This window comes from Pseudomonas sp. H26/SER47-MNA-CIBAN-0231, assembly GCF_040310465.1.
Taxonomy (GTDB): domain Bacteria; phylum Pseudomonadota; class Gammaproteobacteria; order Pseudomonadales; family Pseudomonadaceae; genus Aquipseudomonas; species Aquipseudomonas atacamensis.
The window spans coordinates 1-21,420 of the sequence record NZ_JBEOPW010000012.1 but is presented as its reverse complement, the minus strand read 5'-3'; the positions used below and the strand labels follow the sequence as shown (position 1 = coordinate 21,420).

16 protein-coding genes and 1 riboswitch are annotated in these 21,420 nt (G+C 61.4%); of the genes, 4 read left to right on the top strand and 12 right to left on the bottom strand.

The annotated features are described in order from the left end of the window. Positions 1-44: 44 nt before the first annotated feature. Positions 45-1,793 carry a cyclic-di-GMP receptor FimW-related protein gene (locus AAEZ10_RS18180; RefSeq protein WP_350570364.1) on the top strand — a complete coding sequence of 583 codons (1,749 nt, stop codon included), beginning with the start codon at positions 45-47 and terminating at the stop codon, positions 1,791-1,793. Positions 1,794-1,884: 91 nt separating this feature from the next. Here the strand turns inward: AAEZ10_RS18180 and serB are convergent, their stop codons facing one another. Continuing rightward, positions 1,885-3,099 carry a phosphoserine phosphatase SerB gene (serB, locus tag AAEZ10_RS18175; protein WP_350570362.1) on the bottom strand — a complete coding sequence of 405 codons (1,215 nt, stop codon included), beginning with the start codon at positions 3,097-3,099 and terminating at the stop codon, positions 1,885-1,887. A 134-nt stretch (positions 3,100-3,233) separates the two neighbouring features. Between serB and AAEZ10_RS18170 the strand changes: the two genes are divergently transcribed. Beyond that, positions 3,234-4,745 (top strand): AhpA/YtjB family protein, encoded by a 1,512-nt coding sequence (locus AAEZ10_RS18170; protein ID WP_130928088.1) that lies wholly within the window; start codon positions 3,234-3,236, stop codon positions 4,743-4,745. Between the two features lie 348 nt (positions 4,746-5,093). Here AAEZ10_RS18170 and AAEZ10_RS18165 read toward each other — a convergent pair whose 3' ends face one another. The 9 genes from AAEZ10_RS18165 to AAEZ10_RS18125 form a co-directional block, all read right to left on the bottom strand. Next, entirely contained in the window at positions 5,094-5,804 is a 711-nt protein-coding gene (locus AAEZ10_RS18165) for a PqiC family protein (protein ID WP_024011350.1), read from the bottom strand. A 185-nt stretch (positions 5,805-5,989) separates the two neighbouring features. After that, entirely contained in the window at positions 5,990-8,254 is a 2,265-nt protein-coding gene (gene parC, locus AAEZ10_RS18160; RefSeq protein ID WP_024011349.1) for a DNA topoisomerase IV subunit A, read from the bottom strand. 7 nt (positions 8,255-8,261) lie between these two features. After that, the gene (locus AAEZ10_RS18155) at positions 8,262-8,786 is read right to left on the bottom strand and encodes a retropepsin-like aspartic protease family protein (RefSeq protein ID WP_130888435.1); all 525 of its coding nucleotides are present in this window, start codon (positions 8,784-8,786) and stop codon (positions 8,262-8,264) included. After that, positions 8,783-9,772, bottom strand: a complete 990-nt coding sequence (locus AAEZ10_RS18150; protein ID WP_350570359.1) for an esterase-like activity of phytase family protein — start codon at positions 9,770-9,772, stop codon at positions 8,783-8,785. Before AAEZ10_RS18150 ends, AAEZ10_RS18155 begins: the two co-directional genes overlap by 4 nt. Further along, positions 9,772-11,679 (bottom strand): DNA topoisomerase IV subunit B, encoded by a 1,908-nt coding sequence (gene parE, locus AAEZ10_RS18145; protein WP_350570357.1) that lies wholly within the window; start codon positions 11,677-11,679, stop codon positions 9,772-9,774. Before parE ends, AAEZ10_RS18150 begins: the two co-directional genes overlap by 1 nt. Positions 11,680-11,720: 41 nt before the next feature. Beyond that, entirely contained in the window at positions 11,721-12,329 is a 609-nt protein-coding gene (locus tag AAEZ10_RS18140) for a YqiA/YcfP family alpha/beta fold hydrolase (RefSeq protein ID WP_073471662.1), read from the bottom strand. A 290-nt stretch (positions 12,330-12,619) separates the two neighbouring features. After that, positions 12,620-13,435, bottom strand: a complete 816-nt coding sequence (gene cpdA / locus AAEZ10_RS18135) for a 3',5'-cyclic-AMP phosphodiesterase (protein ID WP_350570355.1) — start codon at positions 13,433-13,435, stop codon at positions 12,620-12,622. A gap of 97 nt (positions 13,436-13,532) precedes the next feature. Next, positions 13,533-13,985, bottom strand: a complete 453-nt coding sequence (locus tag AAEZ10_RS18130) for a DUF1249 domain-containing protein (protein ID WP_016771972.1) — start codon at positions 13,983-13,985, stop codon at positions 13,533-13,535. Next, on the bottom strand, positions 13,976-14,593 hold the full coding sequence (locus AAEZ10_RS18125) for an NUDIX domain-containing protein (protein WP_024011344.1): 618 nt from the start codon (positions 14,591-14,593) through the stop codon (positions 13,976-13,978). The genes AAEZ10_RS18130 and AAEZ10_RS18125 overlap by 10 nt, the downstream gene beginning before the upstream one ends. A gap of 227 nt (positions 14,594-14,820) precedes the next feature. Between AAEZ10_RS18125 and AAEZ10_RS18120 the strand changes: the two genes are divergently transcribed. Further along, positions 14,821-15,567: an RsiV family protein gene (locus AAEZ10_RS18120; protein ID WP_016771974.1), complete on the top strand. Its 747-nt coding sequence runs from the start codon at positions 14,821-14,823 to the stop codon at positions 15,565-15,567. Here the strand turns inward: AAEZ10_RS18120 and cytX are convergent. Next, the gene (gene cytX / locus AAEZ10_RS18115) at positions 15,536-16,828 is read right to left on the bottom strand and encodes a putative hydroxymethylpyrimidine transporter CytX (RefSeq protein WP_350570352.1); all 1,293 of its coding nucleotides are present in this window, start codon (positions 16,826-16,828) and stop codon (positions 15,536-15,538) included. The two genes, AAEZ10_RS18120 and cytX, sit on opposite strands and share 32 nt — an antisense overlap. A 69-nt stretch (positions 16,829-16,897) precedes the next feature. Next, positions 16,898-18,787, bottom strand: coding sequence for a phosphomethylpyrimidine synthase ThiC (gene thiC / locus AAEZ10_RS18110; RefSeq protein WP_110644886.1), 1,890 nt, complete (start codon positions 18,785-18,787; stop codon positions 16,898-16,900). Positions 18,788-18,931: 144 nt separating this feature from the next. Then, a riboswitch (TPP riboswitch) is annotated at positions 18,932-19,037 on the bottom strand. 204 nt (positions 19,038-19,241) lie between these two features. Here thiC and AAEZ10_RS18105 point away from each other — a divergent pair. Continuing rightward, positions 19,242-20,675, top strand: a complete 1,434-nt coding sequence (locus tag AAEZ10_RS18105) for a TolC family outer membrane protein (protein ID WP_016771977.1) — start codon at positions 19,242-19,244, stop codon at positions 20,673-20,675. Positions 20,676-21,420: the final 745 nt, after the last annotated feature.

Here is a 21,420-nt window from a genome sequence, read left to right as displayed (position 1 = left end):
GGCTGCTTCCGCAAACCGCGGCATTTGCTGCTATGGTTTTGCTCATGAGCCAGACCAACTTTTCTCCCAAGCTGCGCGCTCCGACTCCCACGCAAACGCGCCTGTCGTTCTGCGACGCCAGCCCGCGTGATCTCAAGCGCTGGATCGCCGGCCTGCCCAAGGCCAACATCGGCGAAACCGCCCGCCTGCTCTATCAAGGCCTCGGCGAACTGAACCTGTTGCTCACTCCCAGCGACAATCGCCTGCAACTCCTGGAACTGCTGCGGCCCGAGGTGTATTTCGTCTGCCAGCATCTGGAACGGCACTTTCTGCATCAGGCGATCATGCTCGACGAGCGCTCGCGCAAGGTCAGCAACCTGTGTCAGGCGCTGCAAGGTCAGCTGGCCATCGGCTATAAACAGATCGTTCTGCGCATCCTGCCTAAATACAGCAAGGACCGCGCGACGTTGGTCAGCACCGCCTTGCAACGCGCCGCGCATGCCCTCAAGGCGCAACTGGTGCGCGCCACGCAGTTGTACAGTTCACCGCCGGAACACGTGTGGTTGGAATTGCATCAGCTGTATCGCAGCGCTGCGCAAATGCAGCTGCAACAACGGCGGCTGCGCGATGATCTGGCGTTTTTGACCAGCGAACTGAGCGTCGAACAGACCTACATCGCCGCACTGCTATTGGGCAGTGCCCGTTGCAATCAACTGCGTCAAAGCCAGATTGCCCGGCTGGCCGAGGTGATCGAGCCGTGGAGCGCCCTGCTCAAACTGCATCCCGGCAGCGCCGAGGTCGGTTTGTTCGCCATCAGCCCGGAACTCGATGTCGGCCCGCGCTACCGCAAGATGTTTCGCAGCGAACAACAGAACGGGCTGCTGGGCTTCGATCCGCAACCGCTGGTCAAACAGCTCGAAACGCACCTGCTGCACCAGTCCACCTCGACCCCACTGCCCGTTTCCGCCGGCCTCAGCGTCGACACCCTGCAACATCTGCACGCTACTTGGGGCCAAGCGGCGGAACGCAGCTTTCAACGCATCGCCGGCCAAGGCTCATTAACCGTGTGCGTCGGCATGAGCGCCCTGCACTTTTACCTCGGCGGCGAGCGCACCTTCAGCGAATTGCTCAAACATCCCGGTGCCCGCGCGGCAAATTTCAGCAGCGTCGTGGCCAGCGGCGAAAAGGACAGCTGGAGTCAGGCGTTCGACGCTGCCCCGCAAAGTAACGATGAGCTGTTGCCGTACGAGGAAATCCAGTACGACCAGTTGACCGAGGACGACGGCCCCGGCACCGCGCCGAATTATCCGACTTACGCCTTGCCGGTGATCAACCATAGTCCTGGCGGTTATTGCCTGGCCTGGCCCAGCGAAGTACCGCCGGAGTTGCAGGCCGGGGAAATGCTCGGCATTCAGGACAGCGAGGGCAAAGGCTGGAGCATTGCGGTGATTCGCTGGATCCGCCAAGTGCGCGGCAGCGGCACGCAGATGGGCATTGAACTGGTCGCGCCACACGCGCAGCCGTGCGGTCTGCAACTGGTGCGTTCGAAGGACGATCACAGCCATTATCTGCGCGGTTTACTGCTGCCGGAAATCAGCGCAATCGATTTGCCGGCAACCGTGCTTGCGCCGCGCCTGCCGTTTCAGGAAGGCAACAAGGTGTTGATCAACACCCAGGGCGAGGAACACCGCGCCGGACTGGATCGGCGGGTGGCGAGTACGCACAGCTTCAACCAGTTCGCCTATCGCTCGCTGGATCCTGCGCAGAATGGCGGAGGTGAGGAGGATTTTGATTCGTTGTGGAATTCGCTTTAAAGCAAAAGATCGCAGCCTTCGGCAGCTCCTACAGGGAAATGCATTCCAAATGTAGGAGCTGCCGAAGGCTGCGATCTTTGTGCTTTGTCAGTTACAACTGCCCGTCGCGATCGCGGAAACCCAGCAGATACAACACACCATCCAGCCCCAGCGTTGAGATCGCCTGCTTCGCCGACTGCTTGACCAGTGGTTTGGCGCGGAATGCCACGCCCAGCCCGGCAATCGCCAGCATCGGCAAGTCGTTGGCGCCGTCGCCGACGGCAATGGTCTGCTCCAGACGCAGACCTTCCTTGTGCGCCAGTTCCTTGAGCAAGTCAGCCTTGCGCTGCGCATCGACAATCGGCTCGATCGCCACGCCGGTGCACTTGCCGTCGACCACTTCCAGCTCGTTGGCAAACACGTAATCGATGCCAAGCCTGGCTTGCAACTGCTTGGCGAAATAAGTGAAGCCGCCGGACAGGATGGCGGTTTTGTAGCCGAGGCGCTTGAGTTCGGCGAACAGGGTTTCGGCGCCTTCGGTCAGGCGCAGCGAGGCGCCGATCGAGTCGAGCACGCTGACGTCGAGGCCCTTGAGCAGCGCCAGACGCTCCTTGAAGCTGGCGCGGAAATCCAGTTCGCCGGCCATCGCGCGCTCGGTGATTTCCGAGACCCGTTCACCCACGCCGGCCGCCTTGGCAAGCTCATCGATGACTTCCTCTTCGATCAGCGTCGAGTCCATGTCGAACACGGCCAGACGTCGGTTGCGACGGAACAGCGAGTCTTCCTGAAAGGCGATATCGACGTTCAGTTCCTGGGCAACGCTGAGGAATTCGGCGCGCAGGGCCTGCGGATCGGCAGCTTCGCCGCGCACGGAAAATTCGATGCAGCCCTTGCCCTTGTCGGCCGGTGTGTCCAGCGGCATGCGCCCCGACAGACGGTCGATATGGTCGATGTTCAGGCCGTATTTGGCGGTGATTGCGCTGACCGCCTGCAATTGGCCGGCGGTGACTTTGCGCGTCAGCAGGGTAACGATATGGCGCTTCTTGCCCTGATTGCCCACCCACTGCTGGTAATCCTCTTCGGATACCGGGGTGAAGCGCACTTGCTGATCCAGTTCGTAGCCCTTGAACAGGATGTCCTTGAGCACTGACTTGCCCTGTTCGGAATCGGGAATTTCAACCAGGATGCCGAACGACAGGGTGTCGTGGATCACCGCCTGACCGATGTCGAGAATGTTCACACCACCCTGTGCCAGAACACCGGTGATGGCCGCTGTCAGACCGGGACGGTCGACTCCCGTGATGTTAATCAGGACGATTTCGCGCAACGCGCACCCCCGCAACTGGAAAAAAACCGCATTCTACCCACTTTCAGTGACCATCGGGCACCGCGAGCGCTTTGCCGGTCTGGGGCCTGTCGCTATACTGCGCGTCAACTTCACGGACAAAGAGCCGAGCTCAAGTGAACCGGCCCACGCCAGTCAAAACCGATAACTTCTTCCTGCTGATCTTCCGTGCACTGCGCCATCGCCGTGTACCGATTGCATTGCGCATTGCCAGCCACAACGTGATCCTGGTCGCTCTGGCCCTGGTGATCTATGCCGGGGTGATGGGGCTGCAATTCAAGCAGGCCATGCACGAGCAGGCCGATGCGCTGGGCGAAAGCCTGACCACGCAGACTGCCACGTCGGCCACCGAGCTGCTGGTGTCCAACGACATCCTCAGCCTCAACGTGCTGCTCAACAACCTGACCAAGAACAAACTGGTCGCCCACGCGGCGATCTACAGCGTGGACAACCGCATCCTCGCCGAGTCCGGTCAGCGTCCCAAGCACAGCCTGCTGGGCGAAGCCGAGGGCATGTACGAGAGCAAGATCACTTTCCAGGACGTGACGGCCGGGCAACTGCGCATCAGCCTGGACATGGATCAGTTCCAGCAGCCAATGACCATCAGCCTGCAAAGCATGGGCATTCTGAGTGCGATTCTGCTGGCACTGTCGCTGGCTCTGAGCCTGCGCATGGGCCGTTATCTGTCGACGCCACTGCTGCAATTGCGCGTGTGGCTGCGCCGCATCGACGCGCATACACCGGGCATCGATCGCCAGGATGAAATCGGCGATCTGGCGCGCCAGCTGCACGCCAGCTACGCCCCGGAACCCGAGCCCGAACCCGAACCCGAGCCGGAATTCGCCGAGGAAGAAGACGAGCCTGAATTCGAGGTGCGTAACCTGCGCGATCCGAGCTTCGACGAAAGCCGCCCGCTGGCCGCGAAGAAACCGGCGCCGCGTCACTTGGTCAGCACGGTCGAAGACGATGATGACGATGACGCCTTCGCCGACCTGCGCGACGAATCGCTCAACGGCGCCGTACAACCGCTCACGCGCAAACCGAGCCCTGACGTGCCACAGCACACCGCCGTATTGGCTGTGCAGCTGGGTTCGCAGGAGCAACTGCGTCGTTTGCCTCGCGCACGTCTGGAAGAATTGCAGGATCGCTATCGCGACTGCCTCGAGCAGGCCGCGTCGCTGTATCAGGGCGAAATCGAAACCCTCAACGATGGCAGCACGCTGTTGCTGTTCCACACCGAAGATTGCGGCGACGATTACCTGACCAATGCCATCTGCTGCGGCGAACTGCTGCGTGCTCTGGGTCATCAGTTGCAGATCGAGGTCGCAGACAGCGGCATCACCCTGCAATTGCAGCTGGGCCTGACCCTGGGCGATGAGTTGTTCGGTCTGAGCCAGATTGATCTGCTGCTGACCGATTCGGCCCAGGATGCACTGGCCTTGTCGCAACACAGCCGCAATCTGCTACTGGTTGAACGCAAGATCAGCGATGACGCGTTGATCCGCCAACGTGCGAGGATCCGGCCGATCGCCAGCCCTGAGGGCGCTTGCTGTGTGGAGCGGTTGATGGAGCCGTATCCGTCGATGCTGGAGCGGCAACTGGCGCGGATGCATGAGCGCCGGGCGTAAGGCTTAGGCCCGATACGCAAAAGCCCGCAGACGAGTGATTGTCTGCGGGCTTTTTTGTGCGCGGCGTTATTGGATTCGAGAGCATTCCTGAAAAGCCCCTCACCCTAGCCCTCTCCCAGAGGGAGAGGGAACCGACCGAGGTGTCTGGCGCCATATATCGACCTGACAGATCTTGGCGATTATGGATTCACCTCCGCGCGTTCACGTCGGTGTAGCTATCGAATATCCCCCAATCGGTCCCCTCTCCCTCCGGGAGAGGGTTAGGGTGAGGGGCTTTTGATCTTCCACCCCACCTCCAGACACAACAAAGCCCGCACAAGGCGGGCTCTGTTCTGACTCGTTCCAGCCTCAGAAGCGAAACACTTCCATATCCGTACGAATCGGCGAGGCCATTGGAATCTTCGGCTGCTTCTCGGCATCCGCCGCTGGCGCTGCGGGTTTCGGCGCGGCTTTACGCGGTGCCTCGGCCACGGGCGGCTGGTTGGCCAGTGGCTTGAGCGCCACCGACAACTGCTCGGCCAGACGCTGCAACAGAACCCCTTGTGCCTGCACCTGGGACGCGGTGCTGCCAGCGTGCGTCTCCTGCAGGTGAATGATGCGGTTATCACGCACCTTGCCGCGACGATCGATCAAACGCCACTGCGCATCGAGAATCGCCGGTTGTTTCGCTCCGGAATCCAGACGGGTGATGGTCAGCAACACCTGCACATCCGGTGTGAACCCGGCGGTAGCAGGCGCCAGCACCACACGCTGGCTGTCCAGGTGACCGGCGACCTGACGCATCAGCAACTGATCGATATCCGACGAAAGGCTGCCAGCCCAACGACCGTCGGTCGCCGCTTGCAGGCTGCCGTCGGGTTGACGTTGCAGCAGGGTTTCGCGTTGCAGGTAATCGGCTACAACCACCGGCCCCAGCAAAACCGCCATGCCCGCGCTTTGCGCAGGCTGAACCGGACTTCCGCTGTCCAGTTGGTACAGCGACACCGGCTGGTGAACGCTGCAACCCGCCAGGCCAAGAACGCCGGCGAGCAACAAAATAAGGGGGCGTAGAGCAGTCATCATCCCGTCCAGGTGGCCGCCACAAGGCTGACCACAGTGAAAATACTCAATAAATATGAAGAACGCTCGGCCACGCCGGCGCTTGAAAGGCCATATCATCCGTGAATATGCGTTCCGACTCCAGCGCCAAAGCGTCGATCTACGCGTTTAATCGCAGATCGAACGCTCTAGGAAGGCGTTCTCGCCTAATTGAGGTTTTCGACGAGCAGCGCATCGACCCGTTGGAAGCCCCGCGGAAGTTTGTTTCCGCGCCGTCCACGCTCACCTTTGTAGTGCTCGAGGTCGTCGGCTTTCAGTGACAGGGTCCGTTTGCCGGCCTGCAACACCAGGGTGGCGCCTTCCGGCAGTACGGCGATGTCCGTGACATATTCTTCGCGACTGGCCACGCGCTCACCGGAAATACCGATGATCTTGTTGCCTTTGCCCTTACCCAATTGTGGCAGATCACTGATTTTGAAGATCAGCAGGCGACCTTCGGTCGTGACCGAGGCCAGCCAGTTCTGCTCACGATCGGCCACAGGGCGCGGCGCGATGACCTTGGCGTTGTTCGGCAAGCTCAACAGCGCCTTGCCGGCCTTGTTCTTCGCTTGCAGGTCTTCGCCTTTGACCACGAAGCCGTAACCGGCATCGGAGGCAATCACGTACAGCGCATCGTCTTCGGGCATCAGCACGCATTCGAACGAGGCGCCCGGTGGCGGCGTCAGGCGGCCGGTCAACGGTTCGCCCTGACCACGGGCCGACGGCAAGGTATGCGCAGCAACCGAATAGCTGCGGCCGGTGGAGTCGATGAACACGGCAAACTGGTTGGAGCGCCCCGCCGCCGAGGTCTTGAAGCCATCGCCAGCCTTGTACGACAGACCGGTGGCGTCGATGTCATGGCCCTTGGCCGAACGCACCCAGCCTTTTTCCGACAGCACGACAGTGACTTTCTCGTTCGGCAGCAGATCGTGTTCGCTCAACGCCTTGGCTTCGGCGCGCTCGACGATTGGCGAGCGGCGGTCGTCGCCGTAGGTTTCGGCGTCTTTGAGCAGCTCGGTGCGCACCAGCTTCTTCAGCTTCGCTTCGCTGCCCAGCAGGGCTTGCAGCTTGGCTTGTTCCTTGAGCAGTTCGTCCTGCTCGTCGCGCAGCTTCATCTCTTCCAGTCGCGCCAACTGACGCAAGCGGGTGTCGAGGATGTAGTCGGCCTGAATCTCGCTGAGGGCGAAACGCTCGATCAGCTTGGCTTTCGGGTGTTCCTCGGTGCGGATGATGTGGATCACTTCATCCAGGTTGAGGTAGGCGATCAGCAAACCGTCCAACAGGTGCAGACGACGCTCGACCTTGTCGAGGCGGAATTGCAGGCGGCGACGCACGGTGAGCACGCGGAATTCCAGCCATTCGACCAGCAAGGCGCGGAGGTTTTTCAGCTGCGGCTTGCCGTCCAGACCGATGATGTTGACGTTGACCCGGTAGGTCGATTCCAGCTCGGTGCTGGCGAACAGGTGCTGCATCAGCGCTTCGTGATCGACGCGGCTATTGACCGGAATGATCACGATGCGGCACGGGTTTTCGTGGTCGGATTCGTCACGCAGATCGGCGATCTGCGGCGCTTTCGACGGTTTGGCCTGCATCAGCGCGGCGATCTGCTCAAGCACCTTGGCGCCGGAGACCTGATGCGGCAACGCGGTGACGATGATGTCGCCATCCTCGACGTGGTACACGGCGCGCATGCGCACCGAGCCCTTGCCGGTTTCGTACATCTTCAGCAGGTCGGCACGCGGTGTGATGATTTCCGCTTCGGTCGGATAGTCCGGACCCTGAATGTGTTCGCAGAGCTGTTCGACCGTGGCTTTCGGCTCATCGAGCAAGCGTACGCAGGCGGTGGCGACTTCGCGCAGGTTGTGCGGCGGTACGTCGGTGGCCATGCCCACGGCAATACCCGTGGTGCCGTTGAGCAGAATATTCGGCAGGCGCGCCGGCAACACCAGCGGTTCCTGCAGGGTGCCGTCGAAGTTAGGCCCCCAGTCAGCGGTGCCCTGGCCCAGTTCGCTGAGCAGCACTTCGGAATAGCGCGACAGCCGCGCTTCGGTGTAACGCATGGCGGCGAAGGACTTGGGATCGTCCGGCGCACCCCAGTTGCCCTGGCCGTCGACCAGCGTGTAGCGATAGCTGAACGGCTGCGCCATCAGCACCATCGCTTCGTAGCACGCCGAATCGCCGTGGGGGTGGAACTTGCCGAGCACGTCACCGACGGTACGCGCCGATTTCTTGTGCTTGGAATCAGCGTCCAGCCCCAGTTCGCTCATGGCGTAGACGATACGCCGCTGTACCGGCTTCAGGCCGTCGCCGATATGCGGCAAGGCGCGGTCCATGATCACGTACATGGAGTAGTTGAGGTAGGCATTTTCGGTGAAGTCAGCCAGCGATCGGCGTTCTACACCGTCCAGGCTGAGATCAAGGGAGTCGCTCATGCGGGCCTCATCGGTTCGTTGTCTGGCGCAGCAGCATGGTGCCACCGCGCTGGGTAAATTCAAGTCTGTTCAGGGCGCTCATGCCGAGCAGCACCTGATCGCCATGCAGTCCCGGCGCCACCAGTGCGCGGACATCGCGCAGGATGATGTCGCCCAATTGCAGGCGGGCAATCTTCGTTCGATAGCCCTGGCTCAGGCCGTTGGCCGTGCTCAGGGTCACGCCGAAACCTTCTTGCAGCTTCAAACGCTTGGCCAGATCCGCCGGGATCGCCACATCGGTCGCGCCGGTATCGAGCATGAACTCGACCGGCTCGCCGTTGATCTGGCCGCTGGCGACAAAATGCCCTTGGGCATTGCTCGCCAGTTTCACTTCGATAAAACCTTCGCCCTGCTCCGACGTGACCACGATGTTCGGATTCTGCTGGCGCTGTTCCCACTGACCGAAAAACCGCGTCGCGAGAAACAGCGCCGCGCACCAGGCGAGGATCATCAACACCCGACCGGCACGCTTGCCCGGCGGTTGCTGGCTCATGGCCTGGCACTCCAGCCACCGTCCGGCGCGGCAAAGCGCCAGACCACCGGGCGGACTTCGCCATCAGCACGCGGGCCAAAATTGTTGTCGACGCCGATCCACGCACCTTCGGCATCAATGATCAGCGCTTCCTCCAGTCCGTAGTTCTGCGAATACCGACGTTGTTCCTGCAACAGTTCGCCGGCATACGACCAGCACTGCTCGACCTTGGCCGTCTGCGCATCGCGACGGCAGATCTCGAAAGCGTTGCGTTCAAGGGTAAACAGCTTGCCGTTGAACAAGGAAATGTCGGAAAAGTCGCGGTGAACCGCTTTGGCTTTCGGAAACTGTGGCGGCTGCATCTCCTTGCCGCCCTCACTGAGCAGCACGCAGCGACCGTCACAATCCCACACCGTCTGCTGGCGCTTGATCAGCAGCAGGCCGCGCTTTTGCCGTTCGGCGGCCAGCCATATCTGATCACCGGCCGGGTTGATCGCCAGGCCTTCGAAGATCGAATTGAACTTGAGCAGCAGGCCGCTCGCCCGCGCTTCGCGAACCAGCAGCGGCGAGATTTTCAGCCAGTTGGCCGGGCCACTGACCGGCACCTGCAACACCGCCGCATGGGCCTCACTGACGATGTAGCGATTGCCTACGCTGTCGCAACTGATGCCCTCGAAATCCAGATCGCCACCGCGAATGAACGACGCCGCCCAGGTGCGCGAACTCAAGCCCCACGGCAAGCCGCTCTCCGGCACGGGCGGCACATCGATGTGCACGGTTTGCGCCTGCCAGACCGGATCGCGGGTATCGAGCCGATAGATCAGCTCGTCATCGCGATCGGAAACCGTCCACAGCTCATTGCCGCACATGGCCAGCCCCGACAGGTTACCGCCGCGCATGCCTTCGACCGGGTGTTCGGAAAGCAGCCGCAATTGTTGCAGCGGCTCGGCCGACACGCTCAGCGCACTCAGCAGCAACGCACCCGCCAAGGCCCAGCCAAACTGCATCAGGCAAGCACCTCGGCGAGGTTGCCTTTGGATTCCAGCCAGGATTTGCGGTCACCGGCGCGTTTCTTCGCCAGCAGCATGTCCATCATTTCCGAGGTTTCGGCGAAGTCTTCGCCCAGCGTCAACTGCACCAGACGCCGGGTGTTCGGGTCCATGGTGGTTTCACGCAGTTGCGGCGGATTCATTTCGCCCAGACCCTTGAATCGGGTGACCTGCGGCTTGCCGCGTTTCTTCTCGGCCACCAGGCGATCGAGAATACCGTCGCGCTCGGCCTCGTCGAGGGCGTAGTAGATCTCTTTGCCGAGGTCGATGCGGTACAGCGGCGGCATCGCCACATAGACGTGACCGGCGTCCACCAACGGGCGGAAGTGCTGGACGAACAGCGCGCACAGCAAGGTCGCAATGTGCAGACCGTCGGAGTCAGCGTCGGCGAGGATGCAGATCTTGCCGTAGCGCAGCTGGCTCATGTCCGCCGCGCCCGGATCGACGCCGATGGCCACGGCGATGTTGTGCACTTCCTGGCTGGCGAGCACTTCGCTGCCGTCGACTTCCCAGGTGTTGAGGATCTTGCCGCGCAACGGCAGGATCGCCTGGAACTCCTTGTCCCGCGCTTGCTTGGCCGAACCGCCGGCGGAGTCACCCTCGACCAGGAACAGCTCGGAACGCATCGGGTCCTGCCCGGCGCAGTCAGCCAGTTTGCCCGGCAGCGCCGGACCTTGGGTGACGCGTTTGCGCTCGACTTTCTTGCTCGCCTTGAGGCGACGGCCGGCGTTGTTGATCGCCAGTTCGGCCAGGGCCAGACCGGTTTCCGGGTTGGCGTTGAGCCACAGGCTGAAAGCGTCTTTCACCACTCCGGAGACGAACGCCGCCGCTTCACGGGAAGACAGACGCTCTTTGGTCTGGCCGGAGAATTGCGGCTCCTGCATTTTCATCGACAGGACGAAAGCGATGCGCTCCCAGACGTCTTCCGGCGCCAGTTTCACGCCGCGCGGCAGCAGGCTGCGGAATTCGCAGAACTCGCGCATCGCATCGAGCAGGCCCTGACGCAGACCGTTGACGTGCGTGCCGCCCTGCGCAGTCGGGATCAGGTTGACGTAGCTTTCCTGCACCGCGTCGCCACCTTCTGGCAGCCACAGCAGCGCCCAGTCGACCGCTTCCTTATTACCGGCGAAAGCGCCGCAGAACGGCTCGTTCGGCAGACGTTCGAACTCGCTGACCGCATCGACCAGATAAGAGCGCAGGCCGTCTTCGTAATGCCACTCGACTTTCTCGCCGGTGCCTTTGTCTTCGAAGCTGACCAGCAGCCCCGGGCACAACACAGCCTTGGCCTTGAGCACGTGCTTGAGGCGGCTGATGGAAAATTTCGGTGAGTCGAAGTATTTCGGGTCCGGCGCGAAGTACACGCTGGTGCCGGTGTTGCGCTTGCCGACGGTGCCGACGATTTCCAGCTCGGAGGCTTTGAAGCCGTCCTTGAAGTTCATCTGGTATTCGTTGCCGTCACGTTTGACCCGCACGCGCACTTCGGTCGACAGCGCGTTGACCACGGAAATACCCACGCCGTGCAAGCCGCCGGAGAACTGGTAGTTCTTGTTGGAAAACTTGCCGCCCGCATGCAGCTTGGTGAGGATCAGTTCGACGCCGGACACACCCTCTTCCGGGTGAATGTCGACCGGCATGCCACGGCCGTCGTCGCTGACTTCCAGCGAATGGTCGGCGTGCAGGATGACCTGCACCGATTTGGCGTGGCCGGCCAGGGCTTCGTCGACGCTGTTGTCGATGACTTCCTGGGCGAGGTGGTTCGGCCGACTGGTGTCGGTGTACATGCCGGGGCGTTTGCGCACCGGGTCGAGGCCCGAGAGGACTTCGATGGCGTCGGCGTTATAAGAACTAGCGCTGGGAGTGGCCATAAGGTCTCGTCGTCAGTCATTCATGAAAGAGGGGCAAGACTTCACAGCTTGGTGAAATCGATTGCCTGATACATATCGGCAGCCATGCCGGCAAAACTCAGCAACGCCGGCAATTGCCCGGCAAAGCCCTGGAAACTGTGGTCGCCGCCAGCCTGGATGCGCAAGGCACAGGCGCGGTAATACTGTTGGGCGAGGCGATAATCCAGCGTTTCGTCGCCGGTTTGCAACCAGACCTGATAACGCTGCGGATCCTGCGGTGGCGGCACTTCCAGTTCGGCCAGCGCCGTGACGTGGTCGTGGGTCAGTTCCCAGGTTTCATCGGTGTAGAGGTTCTTCTGCGTGCCCAGATAACCATCGAACATCCGGTGCGGGCTGACCGCCGGGTTGACCAGCAGGGCTTTCAGGCCATGGCGCTCGGCCAGGTGAGTCGCATAGTAGCCGCCGAGCGAACTTCCCACCAGCAACGGCCGGCCCAGCTCGGCGATTGCCTGCTCGAGCTGACCGATGGCTTCGCGCGGATGGTGATGCAGCGCCGGCACGCGCAATTGCCCGCTCAATCCCAGCCGCTCCATGACCGCGACCAGCTGACAGGCCTTCTTCGAGGCCGGCGCGCTGTTGAAACCGTGGATATAGAGGATCGAACCGGACATTTGAGCTCCCTGGCTGTCGGCGAAAGATAGCGGAGTTTACAGGGAGAAGGACCGGGATTGGGGGTGGGTTCAATAAATTGGTGTGACAGCACAAGCTGCCCTCACCCTAGCCCTCTCCCGGAGGGAGAGGGAACCGACTGGGGGATATTCGAGAGCTACACCGACCTGAACGTTTTGCTGCGAATCCATAATCGATATCGCTGTTTCAGGTCGATGCACAGCCAAAGACACCGCGGTCGGCCCCCTCTCCCTCTGGGAGAGGGCTGGGGTGAGGGTCTTTGATTGTCAGTTCAGTAACCGTTGGAGCCGTAATCGACGGTGAACTCGAAGTCGGTGACTCGTTCGACGCCGGTTTCCAGTTGGCCATCCGACAACAACCGCAGCCAGCGATACCCCGGCGCCTGCTCGCCCACCTTGAAATCCGCACTGCCCGGCTCGAACTGGATGCACGTCGAAGGCGAAGCCATCAAGCGCACGCCATTGCGCTCGCGATCGATTTCCTGATGCACATGCCCCCATAACACCGCGCGAACCTGTGGGAAGCGATCCAGCACTTCAAAGAACGCTTCCGGGTTGCGCAGGCCGATCGGCTCCATCCATGCGCAGCCGATCGACACCGGATGATGATGCAGGCACACCAGATGATGACGCTCCGGCGCCTCGCTCAGCGCGCGGGCCAGCAGCTGCAACTGATCATCCTGCAGATAACCCGGCACCGAACCCGGCACCGCAGAATCCAGCATCGTCACCCGCCAATTGCCGATATCGACTACCGATTCGAGCAAGGTGCTCTGCACCGCCGCCTCGGCCATGACCATCGGCTCGTCGTGATTGCCGGGAATCCAGCGCGCCGGGGCATTGATCTGCGCGCTCATCTGGCGGAAGGCCTGATACGACTCCAGCGTGCCGTCCTGGGAAATATCGCCGGTGGCCAGCAGCAGGTCGATCTGCGCCTGTTGCGCCAACACCAGGTCGATGACCTGTTGCAGGCTCTCGCGGGTCTTCATGCCCAGCAGCTTGCTGTGCGCTTCAGCGAACAGGTGGCTGTCGGACAACTGCACCAGCAGCGCCGGGTCGGCGCTGGTCAATGTCGATACGCTGGGCAAGGCGCTCTCCCGGGGCTAAGCACGCAATGGATGGGTGCGGCAATTATGCTGGGGGATGACACAAAGGGGAAACCGCCGAAGCGGACGCAGTTCACAACTAGCGAACGACTTCGTACTCGTGCCCCAACGCCAGGCAATGACTCAGCCATTCGCCCAGAAACACATTGAGCTGGGCCTTTTCATCGGGCTGGTGCATGGCGGCGTTCGGATAAGGATAGATGCCGCGAAAGCGTCGTGCATGCTCGGCGCTGACCACTTCAGCCATGCGCGCGTCGTGGTAGACCTGCACTTCCAGTTGCGGCACCGGCAACCATGGCAGGCTGTGCTCCTGGCGTACCTGCAAGGTCGTGGTGTACGGGCAGGTCTGCAGCACTTCGAGGGCGAGCACGCCGAGCATCTGTTCGCCCTGAGTCACGGCGATGCGCCGCGCCTCGGGTTCGTTGCGCATGTCCGGCAGCAGTCGCATCAGGCGCGCGTAGTTGGCCTCGCAGGCGGCTTGCAGCCCCACGAGGTCAACCCGATAACGATCGCGCAGCTTGTTTACGACCATAGCCCCCTCACTTCGGCGCGGTTGAGCGCCAGCCACTGCAAGGCGATGATGCTCGCCGCGTTGGCAATACGTCCGTCACGCACGGCCTGCAAGGCATCTTCAAAGGCCCAGACCGTTACGCGAATGTCTTCGGCCTCTTCTTCCAGCCCGTGCAGACCGCCGACACCGTCGGTGCTGCAACGCCCCAGATACAAATGCACGAATTCGTTGCTGCCACCCGGCGATGGAAAGTACTTGGTCATCGGCCACAACGCCTTGATGTCCAGCCCAGCTTCCTCCTGCGCCTCGCGGTGAGCAACTTCTTCCGGTTGCTCATCCTTGTCGATCAGACCGGCGACCAGTTCGACCAGCCACGGGTTGTCGGCCTTGCCCATGGCGCCGACACGAAACTGCTCGATCAGCACCACTTCATCGCGTTGCGGATCGTAAGGGAGGACGCACACGGCATCGTGGCGCACGAAGATTTCCCGGTTGATCTCGCGGCTCATGCCCCCGGCGAACAGCTCATGGCGCAAGTGCACACGGTCGAGCTTGTAGAAGCCCTCGTAGCATTTTTCGCGCCGCACGATATCCACGGCGGTCGGAATGGCGTTGGCAAAGTCAGTCATGATCATCCTCTTTACTGCATATCCTTTACGGGGTTTCCGCGTACAACCGGCAACCTCGACTTCGCGCCATCCTAACGCGCCCGCACCGTTTGATGCAGCCCCTTTACCGTCAGCGGGATGGACGGTGAAGCTGAAACACACTCTAATCAGCTTAGTGGCGAACTGACTGCTCCGTTGAGAGTCGAAGCGGTATCTTTTTGCCTTCCCCTGCTTTCGAAAGGACGCCCATGTCGCTTTTCAAAATTGCCTCTGTGGCCGCTATTGCCCTGACTCTGGGCGCTTGTGCCAGCCTGTTCCAGCCCAACTATCGCACGCCGCTGGAAACCACCCGCGACGCCTCGGAACAACTCAAACCCGGTTGTTCCAACCCCGATTGCCCGTTGGTGAACATCGACACCCTGCGTTTCCCGGATGAGCCGGCACTGGACGGCATCATCGAAAAACGTCTGCTGCAAATGACCCGCACCGAGAAGAACGCACCGGTAGCGCCAACCCTGGCCGCCTACCGCGAGCAGTTCCTCGCCAGCGCCGGCCCGCGCAACAGCAGCTATCTGCAAGCGAAAGTACGCGAGCAGCATGACGGACTGGTGATCATCGAGCTGTCGAGCTACCTCGACACCGGCGGCGCCCACGGCACGCCGGGTCGCGGTTTCATCAACTATTCGCGCCAGCAGCACAAGGTGCTGAACCTGTCCGACATGTTGCTGCCGGGGCAGGAAGAGGCGTTCTGGAAAGCCGCGCAAGTGGCGCACAACAGTTGGCTGATCAGTACCAAGCTCGATCAGGAGGCGGAATTCGTCGCGAACTGGCCGTTCGTGAAAACCCCGCACGTGGCACTGACCTACGGTGGCGTGATTCTCAAGTACGACGTGACCACCATCGCGCCCTATGCGCTGGGCCACGTCGAACTGAAGATTCCTTACCCGCGCCTGAACGGCATTCTCAAGCCTGAGCTGTTTCCCGGCCGTAACTGAAGGCCCGGCCCAGCACCAGTTGCAGCAACCCTGCCAGCACCAGCGCCGGCAGGGTTGCGCCGACATCCGGATACAGATTCGCCAGCAAGTGGTAGGTGCTCACGCCACCCAGCCACGCCAGTAACGCCGGCCAGCGCAATGCGGCTGACGCGACCTGAGCACTGCGCTTGCGCAGGATGAAGTGATCCACCAGCACCACGCCGAACAACGGCGCAAACACCGAGCCGATCAACAGCAGGAAATTCTGGTACTGCGCCAACGGCGCCAGCAGTGCGATCAGCGTGCAGATCACGCCGATGGCCAAAGCCAGGTGCTCGACTTTCAGACGCAACAGGATCCCGCTCGAGACCGCTGCCGAATGTATATCGGCAAAAGCGTTTTCCGACTCGTCGAGCAGAATCAGCAACAGCGGAATGCCCAGACCGGCACCTGCCAAGGCCAGCAGCAGCGCGTTGACTTCACCGCTCGGCGCAAACGCCAGGGTGTAGGCCACACCAAGGCTCATCAGCCAGAAGTTGCCGAAGAAGAAACCCACAGCCGTGCCACCGAAAACATTCTTCGCGCGTTTGCCGAAACGCGAATAGTCGGCAATCAACGGCAGCCACGACAGCGGCATGGCGATGGCAATGTCGAAGCCCACCGCGAACGGCATCGAGCCGTCACCGGCGCGCGCCCACAGCGACACGAGGTCGGCTTTGGCGAACAGGTTCCAGGTCAGCCAAAGGCACGCTGCGAGCAACAGCCAGATGCCCCACTTGCGCAGAATCTGCCGCACGAACGTCAACGGCCCGCTCACCGCGAGCAAGGTCGCCAGCGCACCGAAGAACAGCGTCCACAGCATCGGATTGGCCCACAGCGAACCTTCGCTGAAGGCGCGGGTGCCGAGCAGGCTGGCGGCGTCGCGCATGACGATGATTTCGAACGAGCCCCAGCCGATCAGTTGCAGCAGATTGAGCAGCGCCGGCAGGCTCGCGCCTTTGCTCCCGAGGCTGAGCTTCAGCGCCGCCATCGATGACAGGCCGGTGTCGCTGCCGATCACGCCGACTGCAGCGAGCAACAGCACGCCCACCAGCGTGCCAAGGAAGATCGCCAGCAAAGAACCGGACAGACCCAGACCCGGCGCGAGCAATGCGCCGGTCTGCAAAACCATCAGGCCGATGCCGAGGGAGAACCACAGGGAAAACAGATCGCGCCCGCCGAACACACGCTTTGCAGCGGGGACGGCGTGATCGGGAGAATAGGTGCCGGGTTGAATGCTCAAGGGTGTTATCTCAAAGGGACATTTGTTGTGATCGTTCCCACGCTCTGCGTGGGAACGATCAGTACGGGGTCAAACTTTCTTGTACAGCTGACTGCCTTCCTGCCTGAACCGCTCGGCCTGTTCCGCCAGACCTTTGGCGACGTCCACGTCAACCGCGTCGATGCGTTGGTTGGCCGCGTATTCACGGACTTCCTGGGTGATCTTCATCGAGCAGAATTTCGGCCCGCACATCGAGCAGAAATGCGCGACCTTGGCCGAGTCCTTCGGCAGGGTTTCGTCGTGATAGGAACGTGCGGTGTCCGGGTCCAGGCCGAGGTTGAACTGGTCTTCCCAGCGGAATTCGAAACGCGCCTTGCTCAGTGCGTTGTCACGGATCTGCGCGCCCGGGTGTCCCTTGGCCAGGTCCGCCGCATGTGCGGCGATCTTGTAAGTGATGATCCCGGTTTTCACGTCATCCTTGTTCGGCAGGCCCAAGTGCTCCTTCGGCGTCACGTAGCAGAGCATCGCGCAACCGAACCAGCCGATCATCGCCGCGCCGATACCGGAAGTGATGTGATCGTAGCCCGGCGCAATGTCGGTAGTCAGCGGGCCGAGGGTGTAGAACGGCGCCTCGTCGCAGCATTCGAGCTGCTTGTCCATGTTTTCTTTGATCAACTGCATCGGCACGTGGCCCGGGCCTTCGATCATGCATTGCACGTCGTGCTTCCAGGCAATCTTGGTCAGCTCGCCGAGGGTTTCCAGTTCGCCGAATTGCGCTTCGTCGTTGGCGTCGGCAATCGAGCCCGGACGCAGGCCATCGCCCAGCGAGAAGCTGACGTCGTAGGCCTTCATGATTTCGCAGATTTCGTCGAAGTGGGTGTAGAGGAAGTTCTCTTTGTGGTGCGCCAGGCACCACTTGGCCATGATCGAGCCGCCACGGGAGACGATGCCGGTCACGCGTTTGGCGGTCAGCGGCACGTAGCGCAGGAGCACGCCGGCGTGAATGGTGAAGTAGTCGACGCCCTGCTCGGCCTGTTCGATCAGGGTGTCGCGGAACAACTCCCAGGTCAGGTCTTCAGCGACGCCGTTGACCTTCTCCAGCGCCTGATAGATCGGCACGGTACCGATCGGCACCGGCGAGTTGCGGATGATCCACTCGCGGGTTTCGTGAATGTGTTTGCCGGTGGACAGGTCCATCACCGTGTCCGAGCCCCAGCGAATGCCCCAGGTCAGTTTCGCCACTTCTTCTTCGATCGAAGAACCCAGGGCGCTGTTGCCGATGTTGCCGTTGATCTTCACCAGAAAGTTACGGCCGATGATCATCGGTTCCAGTTCGACGTGGTTGATGTTGGCGGGAATGATCGCGCGGCCACGGGCGATTTCTTCGCGGACGAATTCAGGGGTGATTTCTTGCGGAATGCTTGCGCCGAAGCTGTGGCCGGCATGTTGCTGCTTGAGCAGGCCGGCCGCGCGCGCTTCTTGCAACTTCATGTTTTCGCGGATGGCGACGTATTCCATCTCGGCAGTGATGATGCCTTTGCGCGCATAGTGCATCTGGCTGACGTTGGCCCCGGCCTTGGCCCGGCGCGGATTGTTGACGTGGGCAAAGCGCAATTTGGTCAGCTCGGCATCGGCCAGACGCTGCTGACCGAAGTTCGAACTCAGGCCCGGCAGGCGCTCGGTATCGCCACGGTCATCGATCCACGCTGAACGCACATCGGCCAGACCTTTGCGCACGTCGATGACCACGTTCGGATCGGTGTACGGGCCGGAGGTGTCGTAGACGGTGACCGGGGCGTTGATCTCGCCGCCGAAATCGGTCGGGGTTACATCGAGGCTGATTTCGCGCATCGGCACGCGGATGTCCGGGCGCGAGCCCTGAACGTAGACTTTTTGCGAACGGGTGAACGGCTTGACCGATTGCTCGTCGACCTTGGCCGAGTCACTCAGGTTGATCGCGTTTTTTTCTTTTGTTGTCATCACAGGCTCTCCAGACGGCATCCAGCAGTGGATTGTCGGAGCAGAACCTGAAAGGCACGGACGCACCAGGACCGGTGCTGTGCATTCGTCATGGCGTTCGATTGTCGAACAATATCCCGGACGAAGCACAAGAGGACTCGCCGGGTGACGAGAAATCTTGTTCCCTACGCAGGCGCTAACCTGATCAGGTTCAACGGGATCCGAAATTATTCGATCTCAGCCTCATAGCAAGGCACCCCGACAAGAACCCGGCCAGTCTAGACACAACCATCAAGGAACGCCAACACCGCAGCGAACGCCATGATGAATGGCGTAAATACCCAGGCTGGCCGATTGTTGCCGGAGCAATGCGCAACTACACTCGCTTGGCCTGCTCAGCCTTGACGCTGTGCGGGCTGCGCCTTACCTTTGGCGCCCGGATTACTTCCATAATATTCATGCTAGGGATCGCCTCATGCTGCGCAAACTTTCATTGGCTGTTGCCGTGTCCTGTGCGTCCAACACAATGGCCTGGGCAGCGGAAGCACCCTTGTCGACCAAAACCGATCTGGTCAGCGTCTATCAGGAAGCGGTCGACAACAACGCCGACCTCGCGGCGGCCCGCGCCCAGTATGGCGCGCAGAAAGAAGTGGTGCCGCAGGCCCGCGCCGGTCTGCTGCCGAACCTGTCCGGTGGCGCCGAAGTTGCTGACGTGCGCACCTCGATCGACCAGCCTTCGGCCATCGCCAACCGCAGCGCGCATTCCTATCAGGCGACCCTCGCGCAGCCGCTGTTCCGCGCCGATCGCTGGTTCCAGTATCAAGCGGCGAAGGACGTCAACGAGCAGGCCGCTCTGCAGCTGTCGGCCACCGAGCAGAACCTGATCCTGCAGAGCGCTGAAAGCTACTTCAACGTGCTGCGCAGCCAGGACAACCTGGCCTCGACCAAGGCTGAAGAAGCCGCGTTCAAACGTCAGCTCGATCAGTCCAACGAGCGCTTCGATGTCGGCCTCTCGGACAAGACCGACGTGCTGCAATCGCAAGCCAGTTACGACACCGCGCGAGCCAACCGCATCGTCGCCCAGCGTCAGGTCGATGATGCGTTCCAGGCGTTGATCACCCTGACCAACCGTCAGTACAACTCGATTCAGGGCATCGTCCACACGCTGCCGATCCTGCCACCGGCGCCCAACGATGCGAAATCCTGGGTCGACACGGCGGCGCGGCAGAACCTCAATCTGCTCGCCAGCAACTACGCGGTCAGCTCTGCCGAACAGACACTCAAGCAGCGCAAGGCCGGCCACTTGCCGACCCTCGACGCCGTGGCGAAATACGAGAAAGGCGACAACGACGCCCTCGGCTTCGCCAACCCCAACTCGTTCGGCGCGCCTTATGGCGGCAACGTCGAGCAGAGCACCCTGGGCCTGCAACTGAACATCCCGATCTACAGCGGCGGGCTGACCAGTTCGCAAGTGCGTCAGTCCTATGCGCAACTGGATCAGAGCGAACAGCAGCGCGAATCGCTGCGCCGGCAAGTGGTGGAAAACACCCGCAATCTGCACCGCGCGGTGAACACCGACGTCGAGCAGGTGCAGGCGCGCCGCCAGTCGATCATCTCCAACCAGAGTGCGGTGGAAGCCACGGAAATCGGTTATCAGGTCGGCACGCGCAACATCGTCGACGTGCTCGACGCGCAGCGCCAGCTGTACACCTCGGTGCGCAACTACAACAACACCCGCTACGACTACATCCTCGACAACCTGCGCCTGAAGCAGGCGGCGGGGACGCTGAACCCGGGTGACCTGGAAGACCTGCGGCGCTATCTGAAAGCCGACTACAACCCGGACAAGGATTTCCTGCCACCGGATCTGGCGTCGGCGGCTGAAGCGCAGCTCAAGGCCCGGCCATAAGCAATCTGGAATGAATCCCCTGTGGTGAGGGGATTTATCCCCGATCGGCTGCGCAGCAGTCGTAGATGCTGCTTGTCAGATCTGACTGAATCACCGCGTCGAATGGTTTTGGGGCTGCTTCGCAACCCAGCGGGGATGAATCCCCTCACCACAGTAATATTCCAGGCGACTATTGGATCAGCCGCGCCAGACCATCCAGCCAAAGGCGCGGCCATGAAAAATCTGGAATGAATCCCCTGTGGCGAGGGGATTTATCCCCGTCCGGCTGCGCAGCAGTCGTAGATCCTGCTTGCCAGATCTGACTGAATCACCGCGCTGAATGGTTTCGGGGCTGCTTCGCAACCCAGCGGGGATGAATCCCCTCGCCACAGTAATATTCCAGGCGACTATTGGATCAGCCGCGCCAGACCATCCAGCCAAAGGCACGGCCATAAAAAATCTGGAATGAATCCCCTGTGGTGAGGGGATTTATCCCCGTCCGGCTGCGCAGCAGTCGTAAACCCTGCTTGCCAGATCTGACTGAATCACCGCGCTGAGTGGTTTCGGGGCTGCTTCGCAACCCAGCGGGGATGAATCCCCTCGCCACAGTAAGTCCCGGCCATAAACAATCTGAATGAATCCCCTGTGGCGAGGGGATTTATCCCCGTCCGGCTGCGCAGCAGTCGTAAATCCTGCTTGCCAGATCTGACTGAATCACCGCGCTGAATGGTTTCGGGGCTGCTTCGCAACCCAGCGGGGATGAATC

Coding starts and splice junctions, on each gene's coding strand:
- AAEZ10_RS18155 (WP_130888435.1), bottom strand. CDS start 8,786: ATGAGCCAGCAACCGCCGGGCAAGCGTGCCGGTCGGGTGTTGATGATC.
- AAEZ10_RS18150 (WP_350570359.1), bottom strand. CDS start 9,772: ATGCAGTTTGGCTGGGCCTTGGCGGGTGCGTTGCTGCTGAGTGCGCTG.
- AAEZ10_RS18120 (WP_016771974.1), top strand. CDS start 14,821: ATGTCGCTTTTCAAAATTGCCTCTGTGGCCGCTATTGCCCTGACTCTG.
- AAEZ10_RS18140 (WP_073471662.1), bottom strand. CDS start 12,329: ATGTCCGGTTCGATCCTCTATATCCACGGTTTCAACAGCGCGCCGGCC.
- AAEZ10_RS18165 (WP_024011350.1), bottom strand. CDS start 5,804: ATGACTGCTCTACGCCCCCTTATTTTGTTGCTCGCCGGCGTTCTTGGC.
- AAEZ10_RS18180 (WP_350570364.1), top strand. CDS start 45: ATGAGCCAGACCAACTTTTCTCCCAAGCTGCGCGCTCCGACTCCCACG.
- parE (WP_350570357.1), bottom strand. CDS start 11,679: ATGGCCACTCCCAGCGCTAGTTCTTATAACGCCGACGCCATCGAAGTC.
- AAEZ10_RS18125 (WP_024011344.1), bottom strand. CDS start 14,593: ATGACTGACTTTGCCAACGCCATTCCGACCGCCGTGGATATCGTGCGG.
- parC (WP_024011349.1), bottom strand. CDS start 8,254: ATGAGCGACTCCCTTGATCTCAGCCTGGACGGTGTAGAACGCCGATCG.
- thiC (WP_110644886.1), bottom strand. CDS start 18,787: ATGACAACAAAAGAAAAAAACGCGATCAACCTGAGTGACTCGGCCAAG.
- AAEZ10_RS18105 (WP_016771977.1), top strand. CDS start 19,242: ATGCTGCGCAAACTTTCATTGGCTGTTGCCGTGTCCTGTGCGTCCAAC.
- AAEZ10_RS18130 (WP_016771972.1), bottom strand. CDS start 13,985: ATGGTCGTAAACAAGCTGCGCGATCGTTATCGGGTTGACCTCGTGGGG.